Annotated in this window: 7 protein-coding genes; all 7 read left to right on the forward strand. The window is 73.5% G+C overall.

Features of this window, described 5'->3' with window-relative positions:
• The first annotated feature begins 913 nt into the window (after window positions 1-913).
• The 7 genes from ACZ7KX_RS42115 to ACZ7KX_RS42145 all read left to right on the forward strand — a co-directional run bounded on the left by ACZ7KX_RS42115 (window position 914) and on the right by ACZ7KX_RS42145 (window position 8,010).
• Window positions 914-1,201 (forward strand): helix-turn-helix domain-containing protein, encoded by a 288-nt coding sequence (locus tag ACZ7KX_RS42115; RefSeq protein ID WP_470331246.1) that lies wholly within the window; start codon window positions 914-916, stop codon window positions 1,199-1,201.
• Entirely contained in the window at window positions 1,198-1,896 is a 699-nt protein-coding gene (locus ACZ7KX_RS42120) for a helix-turn-helix domain containing protein (RefSeq protein WP_470331247.1), read from the forward strand. Before ACZ7KX_RS42115 ends, ACZ7KX_RS42120 begins: the two co-directional genes overlap by 4 nt.
• 56 nt (window positions 1,897-1,952) lie before the next feature.
• Window positions 1,953-4,568, forward strand: a complete 2,616-nt coding sequence (locus ACZ7KX_RS42125) for a helicase associated domain-containing protein (RefSeq protein ID WP_470331248.1) — start codon at window positions 1,953-1,955, stop codon at window positions 4,566-4,568.
• 61 nt (window positions 4,569-4,629) lie between these two features.
• Window positions 4,630-4,932 carry a hypothetical protein gene (locus ACZ7KX_RS42130; protein ID WP_470331249.1) on the forward strand — a complete coding sequence of 101 codons (303 nt, stop codon included), beginning with the start codon at window positions 4,630-4,632 and terminating at the stop codon, window positions 4,930-4,932.
• A gap of 328 nt (window positions 4,933-5,260) precedes the next feature.
• Complete coding sequence (locus ACZ7KX_RS42135; protein WP_470331250.1) at window positions 5,261-5,833, forward strand: hypothetical protein; 573 nt, start codon at window positions 5,261-5,263, stop codon at window positions 5,831-5,833.
• Between the two features lie 97 nt (window positions 5,834-5,930).
• Window positions 5,931-6,944 carry a hypothetical protein gene (locus ACZ7KX_RS42140; RefSeq protein WP_470331251.1) on the forward strand — a complete coding sequence of 338 codons (1,014 nt, stop codon included), beginning with the start codon at window positions 5,931-5,933 and terminating at the stop codon, window positions 6,942-6,944.
• 190 nt (window positions 6,945-7,134) lie between these two features.
• Entirely contained in the window at window positions 7,135-8,010 is an 876-nt protein-coding gene (locus tag ACZ7KX_RS42145; RefSeq protein WP_470331252.1) for a hypothetical protein, read from the forward strand.
• The last annotated feature ends 387 nt before the right edge of the window (window positions 8,011-8,397 follow it).

An 8,397-nucleotide genomic window follows, 5' to 3' on the forward strand; every position in this document is an offset into this window, starting at 1 on the left:
CCAGAGGTCTTGGAGGAGGTCGTCAGCCACGACCGTTCATGATCGCGGTTCCGGTGACGCTCTGTGGCTCTGGCACGGAAAGTGATCCAGAACCTCGTTTCACCCGTTGCCGACAGATGGGCACCCTGCTGGGGCCGAGCGCGTGCAACCGGCGGTAAGGCAGCTGACGGACAAGGGCCTGGCCTGGCTCCTGGACCCGGGCGTTTACCGGATCCACCCGCTGCTGACCGGCGGGAGGACGCGGGTCGGCCTGGCCTCGGTGCCCGGATCGACTCCCTCGCCCCTGAGCCGTTCGGCGAGCGGCTGCGGCAGCGCTACGAAAGCCAGCTCGCCAACCTCGGCATCAGCGCATAGCCGACGAGACCTGCGACGGCCCGGGCAACCGCCCGTGCCGTCTTCGTTGGCCCTACCCGGCCCGGTCTTGGCTCCAAGACCGGCGATCATGACCGACTGCCGACTGAATTGCTCCAGGGCAACGCGGCGCTGCGGTCGATACTCACGCGCTGTACCCAGAGCGCGGGCTTCACCCGAAGCCACCGTGGGCCAGGCCGAGGACTAAGAAGGCGGCCTCGCACCATCGATCGCCGCGCGCGGTTGCTCGGTCAGTCCCCCGGTGGCCTGGGGTGAGTGTGCGTGCCGTTGTGTCAGCGGCAGATGAGAACCTCCACACGCACTGCGGCGTAGGCCGCCCTCGATGCCGAACGCGGCGCCAGCCCGTGGCGCGCGCTCCCGAGTGCGCCGACCACGTGTGCACCTGCGAGTTCTGCCTCCATGGCGGCCACGGATGTGACTCTTCCCGCGACAGCTGACGCCGATGCGGGCCAGGGACCTCCCGCTGCGCCCTGTCGCCAGATCAGTGATTCTGTCCATGTGATATGGAACTTATCCATATATAATGGCTAGGATGCGATGTATGACGTTGAGTACGTTGGAGACGCTGCGGCTGACGATCGCCGCGATCAGGCAGCGCACCGGGGAGAGCCAGGCGCAGCTGGCGGGGGCGGTGGGCCTGTCCCAGGACAAGGTGTCCCGCCGGCAGTCCGGGGCGCAGCCGTGGTCGCTGGATGAGGTCGATCTGCTGGCGCGGCACTGGGGGATGGCGCCGGTGGATCTGCTGGCCGGGCCGACGCAGGCCGTGCACGCGCTGAAGTGGCCGCCGCGGCTCCAGTCTCGGGCCGTCGTGAAGGGTGACGGCCGGTGAGCCCTGCGGACCCGCAGCACCCGAACGAGGCGGCCCGTCTGACGCAGGAGCTGGTCGAGCAGGGCTTCACCCGGCGTCAGGTGGCGCGGATGCTCGGCCGGGACGCGTCGCTGGTGTCGCAGTTCTTCACCAAGGGCAAGGGCGCGGCGTTCGTGGCCGCGCTGCGCCAGGTGGTGCGGGCTGTGCGCGGCGGTGAGCGGGACCCCGAGGCACTTGGCGCCGTCGCGCAGGAGAACGTGGAGCGGCGCCGCACGAAAACTGGACAGAAGGCCCGGGTGCGGGGCAAGGACGTCATGGGCGAGGCGGGCGGCTCGATGGCCGGCCGTGCGGGGAAGCAGGCCATCAAGTCCGGCGCGAGCCACCTCGCCCCGGTCGTCCACGAGACCGGCCAGGCGGGCGGCCGCCTGGCTTTCACGGTGCGGATGCGCGCCGACCAGTACGTCTACAGCGCCGGGTCGATGCAGGACTCCGGCGGTCTGCGTCGCGGGTTCGTCCCGCGCGCGGACGGCACGGAGGAGCGCACCTACGGCTCCGCCTCGACGGGCGGCTTCGACGCCGCCGAGTGGTCCCGGCGCGTCGCCGACCATCACGGCGACGTCACCGAGGCGATGAAGGCCTGGCTGGTGGAGACGGGCCGCGCCGTCGCAGACGCCGACATTGCGTTTTTGGAGGTCAGGGGCTGGATCCCCGAGTAGCGCCACCCATCCCCGGCAGACCCGGCACCAGCCCCAGACCAAGGAGACGCACCGCCGTGGACACCATCACGACCACCGCCACCGAAGCCGCCCTCCAGGCCGCGCCGCCCGCCCCGGTGCCGCCTGCCCCGGTCGTTCCGGCGCAGCCGTCCCCCGGCACCGCCGACACCGCCGTGGTGAACCCGGTGCCCCTGCACTGGTTCCAGAAGGAGGCCACCTCCGCCGCCGTGAAGGCCGTGAAGGCGGGCGGCCGGGCGACGGTGGTGGCGGCGACCGGCTCCGGCAAGACGCTGATCGCGGCCGCGTGCGCGCGTCGACTGGCGGCCCGGGGGCGGGTGTTGGTGCTGGTGCCGACGATCGAGCTGCTGGAGCAGACGGCCGAGGCGTGGTCGCTGCGCGGCGGGCGGCGGGGGCTGGCGGTGGCGGCCTGTTCGCGGGAGGAGGCGCTGGAGAGCGCGGAGGCCGGCGGCCGGGTGCGCGCCCAGGTGACCACGCAGGCCGCACGGATCGCCGACCTGGTCCAGGTGGCGAAGCCGGGGGAGCCGGTCACCGTCTACGCCACGTACGCCTCGCTGGAGCGGATCGTCCAGGCCCACCGGGAGTTCACGCTGCCGGCCTGGGACCTGGTGGTCGTGGACGAGGCGCACCGCACGGCGGGCTCGCAGGGCAAGGCGTGGGCCGCCGTCCACGACGACGCCCAGGTCCCCGCCGACCGCCGCCTGTACTTCACCGCGACCCCGCGGATCGCCGACGACCGCAGTGCGAAGGCGGGCCTGGACGACCTCGCCGACGTCGATGCCGACAGCCAGGTGCCGGTGCTGTGCTCGATGGACGACGAAGCCGTGTTCGGCCCGACCGTCTACACCTGGACCCTCGGCCAGGGCATCGAGCACGGCTACCTCGCCGACTACCGCGTCCTGGTCCCCGTCGTCACCGACGAAGACCTCCGCGACCTCCTCAGCCTGCCCGCCGTCGCCGACCTGCGCTCCCAGCGCTCGAACGAGGAACTCCTGCGCCTGGCCCTGCAGATCGCGGTGCTGCGCGCGGCCGCCGACCTGCGGCTGCGCCGGGTGATCACCTTCCACTCCCGGGTAGCTGGGGCGCGGGAGTTCGCCGACACCCTACAGGCGGCGGCCGGGCTGCTGGACGACGCGGACCGCCCGGAGCGGATCTGGGCGAAGGCCGTCGCGGGCACCGACCGCCTCAAGGACCGCAGGACGGCGTTCGCCCAGTTCAAGGCCCACACCGGCGAGCGCCCCGGCGAGGAGGGCGGGGAGTGCGGCATCCTGTGCAACTCTCGTCTGCTGACGGAGGGGATCGACGTCGCAGCGGTCGACGCGGTCTGCTTCGCCGACCCCAAGTCCTCGGTGATCGACATCGTGCAGGCCGTCGGGCGGGCGCTGCGTCAGTCCTACCGGCAGGGCAAGGTGTCCTGGGTCGTCATCCCGGTCTACCTGCCGATGCCGGCGGTCGGGGACGACACGGCGGCGGCCGCCGACCCGGCCGAGGTCCGCGACGCGGGCGCGGCGGTGAAGGCGGAGGCCGAGGAGGAGATCGAAGCCAGCTCGTTCCGAACGATCTGGCGGGTCCTGCGCGCCCTGGCCGCCCACGACGCGCGGGTCGTGGGCCGGATCACTGAGCTGCGCGCCACCCGCGCCCAGGCCCAGCCCGCCACCATGACCACGGCCGGGGACGGCGCAGAGGGTGCCGAGGCGGAGCAGCGGCCCGTCGCGCCGGAGTCGCCGGTGGCGTGGCTGCGGATCGACGCCCGTCGGCACGCGGGCCGGATTCTGCAGTCGGTGAAGCTGCGGGCGTTCAACCCGCGGGCGACCGAGTGGCAGCGCATGTACGCGGTCGCGGCCCGGTTCCACCTGGAGCACGGGCACCTCGACCCGACCGACAAGGCCGTGCACGGGGAGCTGGTGTCCTGGCTGGACCGGCAGCGCTACCTGAACGGCCAGGGCCTGCTCGACGCCGCGCGGGTGTCGGAGCTGGACGGGCTCGGGATGATCTGGTCGAAGCACGCACACGCCTGGGAGCGCGGCCACGCCTACGCGAAGGCCTTCGCGGCCCGGCACGGCCACCTCGCGGTCCCGGCCGCCGAGAAGCTCGACGGCTACGCGGTCGGTGCCTGGATGCGCCGCCAGCGCCGTGCCGACAGCCTCACGGCCGGCCAGACGGCGAAGCTCGACGCCCTCGACGAGCTGTGGCGGCTGGAGCCGGACTGGAACCGCTCCTACCGGCGCCTGCTCGCCTACCTCGCCGCAGGCGGCACCCTCGACGGCCCCGCCAACCGCACCGGCGGCGACGCGGACCCGGCGTTCAGGCCCGGCGCGTGGCTGCGCAAGCAGGACAAGGCCCGCACCGACGGCAAGCTGACCGACCGGCAGACCGCCCTCCTGGACGCGCTCCACCACCACGACGGGCGTCACCTGCAGCCCGAGGTGTCCTGGTACGCCCAGTGGGAATGCGGGGCCTGCGGCGAAGGGGGCGACGAGCCGGCCGAGGACGGCACCGTCCTGGACGCCGGCCACGTCTGCGACGAGCACGACGGCCCTGACATCTGCTGGGAAGCGCGCGCGGAGTGCGCCGCCTGCGGCTGGTCCCGCGAGATGCAGGCCGAGGACGGCGACCACATCGAGGCCCGCCACCACTGCACCACCGACCGGTAACACCACCACCCGGGGCGGCCCCATACCGGGCCGCCCCCGTCATCCCGTGCAGGAGAGGCCCATGGACGACACCCGAACCCACCCACACTGGCGGCAGGAGATGGAGACCACCCGCCTGGCCCGCCTCGCCACCGCCCGGCTGCGCCGTGACCTGGCGGTCGGAACCGACCCGGACCCGGAGCTGGCCGCGCTGGTCGAGGAGTTCGACCGGATGCGCGCGGCGCTCGCCGCGTCCTGGAAACGGGCGGCCGACGTGCTGGAAGCCGTCCCGCACGACCCGGCCGCGCTGACCGGCCCGTACTGGTACGGCCAGGGCTGGGACGACGCGGTCCACCACCTGCGTGACCTGGCCGACGGCATGTAACCCGGGACGCCGGCGACGCGGCCGAGGTGATCACTTCGGTGCAGGGGCCTGCTCCGCTGGCCGTCATGGCCGCCGCTTTGCGCTGACGGCCTCCCGCCACCGCCAATGCTTCCTGGGCGCAGTCGGATGCCGGACAGCCGCCCCGCCGGCCCAGCGAGGCATTCCCGGCCCGGCCGTCGGCGTCGTCGAGGTTCGGCCCGCCGGGCCTTTGCTGCCGGGCCGGCTGGGCCGGTGTCAAGGGCCGGGTGTCTCCAGCGGGTGGTGTTGCGGAGTTTCCGGGCGGGCCGGGGCCGGTGTGTGCGATACCTGAAGGCTGGAGCGGGGCCGGGTGGAGAAGGGTGTGGGGCCGGTGCGGGTCGCGCAGGCGCGGGAGCGGATCGGTGAGGCGGTGACGGGCGCGGTGCGCGCCGGCTTCGCGTGGGACCACGCGCACTTCCGGTACGCCGAGCGTCCGGCGCCGCCGCCGGCGTTCAAGGCGGGCCGGGACCGGGCCGGGCACGACTCCTCCCGCGTGCCCGAGGTGCCGGAGGCCGTCGTAGAGTCCCACGTCACCGACGACACCCCGGGCATGACCTTCTCGCACAAGGTCGAGTACGGCGCACCGCCGTTCGTCCAGCTCTGGGTCCGTCCCACGTGGGCGCGCCAGGTCGCCCATGCGGGATGGGCAGTGCTGGACGGCCGAGCGGTCCTCGACGTCCTCGACTGGGACGAGAGCGTCACACCGCGCCGACCGGCCCGGGTGCGCGCCGCGCTGATCTGCGCGGACTACGACGCGGGCATGCACGGCTGGCGGGCCCACGCCGACAACCGCGACCTGAACGTCGCCTGGAACGAGGACGGCCAGGCCACCCTCGTCATGCCGTGGGACGAACCCGATGACGCCGGCCCCGCGGTCGGCTGACGGCCCCGCAGAAGGCGACGGCAGCCGACGTGTCCGCCCCCGGTGGTATCCCTGGGGGCCTTACCCCTGCTTCTCAACGGCCAGGAGGCACCGCACGATGACCGGCACCACCCGCCCCGTCCCGGACCCGGACGCCACTGCGCCTGTCCGGCTGGAGCTGGCCGCATCCCGCAGCCGGCCCCTGCCCGCCGAGCGGGACCTGGGCCGGGCGGCCCTGGACTCCCCGCTGGTACGCGGCGCGATGTGGCTGCGCTGGAGCGGCCATGACGGCATCCGCACCCTGCACCACGGCGCCGGCCTCGCCCGCGCTTGGACGGAGCGCGACGTGGACGGCCTGGACGGCTGGGTGGCACTGGTGGAGGGCCGGATCGTCCTCGGCCCCGGTCCGGACGGCCGGATGCGGCCCATCGTGCACGTTGAGGCATGGGAGGCCGGGTCGACGCTGCACGCAGCCCTCGCCCAGCACCCCGCCCACCGTGACGACGACCAGGGCGAGTACGACGAGGACGACGGCGACCCCGGCGGCCGGGAGCACAGCCTGCTCGCCGATGTCCCCGCTCGGGTCCGACGCCGGGCGGCCGGGATGACCCCGGAGGCCATCGGGCAGGCCCTGGAACAGGCCCGCCTGGACGAGCGCCACGCCGACCGGCATGCCGACACCGGACACGAGACCGCCTACGCCACCGCAGCCACCGCCCTCGGTGAGTGGCGGCGCGTCCACGACCACACCACCGCCACCCGCGCTGAGCGCTACGACCCGGACCACGACACCGCCCTCCAGCACGCGCTGCGCCGCGAGCGTCACCTGCAGGACGTCGCCGACCGCGCCCGCGAGGCCGCTCACCAGGCCCGCCAGAGGTCCGACGCCGCTCACCGCTCCCTGGCCGGCGCCGCCGCCCAGCCCTTCTACACCGCTCTGGAGCGCGCCGGCCTCCACGCCCTCACCGACGACGACCACCAGGCCGTCCGCGACCTCACCCGACACCTTGACCCCGCCACGCTGCGCCAGGTGATGGGCTGGCTGGAGCGCACCCGCACCGCGGCTCTCGCGCTGCGCGGACCCGACCAGGCCCGGCCCGCCCGGCCCGTTGTACGGCGTAGCCGTCTCTGACGCGGCGAAGGGTGACCATGCCATTACGCACGCGCCCAGACCGCTCCTGAGCAGTAGCCCCGGGACTTCCGGACAACACAACGGGCGGTCGGTGACGCCGGTCTGACCCGGGGCAGTCTGCCGGGCGGGGGTGCTGGTTGGAGGAGTTCCCGCTGCTGCCGCGCCCTCGCCGGCGCGGCCCGATCCGGCCGTGTCCGGCACCGGGGACGGTCGTTTGACGCTGCGGAATCTGCGGTTGTCGCCGAAAGCGGCGACAACCATGGGGTCTGCCGCCGATGACGGCGACAGATGGCAAAGATCGCCGCCGTCGATGGGCGGTGTGGGAGGGAACGACGTGCCGCGTAAGTGCGAGGACGTGACCGGGACGGAGACCGGAAAGGAGGCGACACCCGCCCGCAGGGCCGCCGTGGCACTGATTGCCGCGCACCGGCTGCTGGGGCGGGAGGCCCAGGCACTGGCCGACGACGAGAAGAACACCTCCTCGTCGAACGACCGGGCAGCCACGCTGCGCCGGAAGCAGGCCCTACTGAGGGGCGCCTGCCGGTACCTGTCGGGAGCGGTCAGCGCCCTTGCCTCGATCGTCGGCCTGCAGGAGCTGGGCGTCGACGGTCAACTGCCGCAGGACGCGTCCAGCAAGCCGTACACCGCGCTGCCTGCCCTGGAGAACCTGGACAGCGACCTGTACTCCTTGGTGTTCGAGGAGCTGTACAAGGCCATCGGCGCGCTGCGCAAGGTCTATGTGCCCACCCGCAAGCACCCCGATCTCGCCTTCCCCGAAGACCGGGCGGCGATGAGCGCGGTGGTTGTGCAGCTGAGGACCGCCTTCACGCTGCTGGAGACCGCGTACGGCGACGATGAGGACGCTGAGGAGGGCACCAGCCCTGCGGCTTTGTTGGATGAGCTGGAGCGGATCTGTGCGCCGCTGCCCTCCCAGCACGCAGAGATGAGCGACGAAGCCGTCATCGCCCGAGTCCTCAACGACCCACGGCTGGCAGCGAAGACCACGAAAGCGCTGCGCTTGCGGAGGCAGGCAGCGGCGTCGGCCGAGCAACCGCCCGCTCGCTGAACCAGCCGCTCGCCCCGGACCGAGCGCCCGGACGGGGAAGCGTGTGCCCGCCCACACCTCGCAGTCCGGCGCCGAGTAGGGCCGGACCGTGCAGGTCCGGCGGCCAGGGCGGCGAGCTGCGCCGGGCCGAGGCCGAGCGCACGGGACCGGCCGATGTGATGTCGGTGGCACCGGGCGGCGCGGGGTCGTCCGGGCGGGGCTGGGGCCAGGATGAAGTCGGCCCTGGTGTGACCTGGGGGCGGTTCGTGCGGGGCGCCTGCCGCCGATGAGCCGACCGGCCCGCTGGCTGGTCTGTGCACCGCGGGCTCGGGGGGGAGAAAGGGGGGGGGGGGGTGTCGTCAGAGACCATGTCCCCCCCCCCCCTCCCCCTTTTTTCCCCCCTTCGTT

The organism is Kitasatospora sp. NPDC038210, from assembly GCF_055600605.1.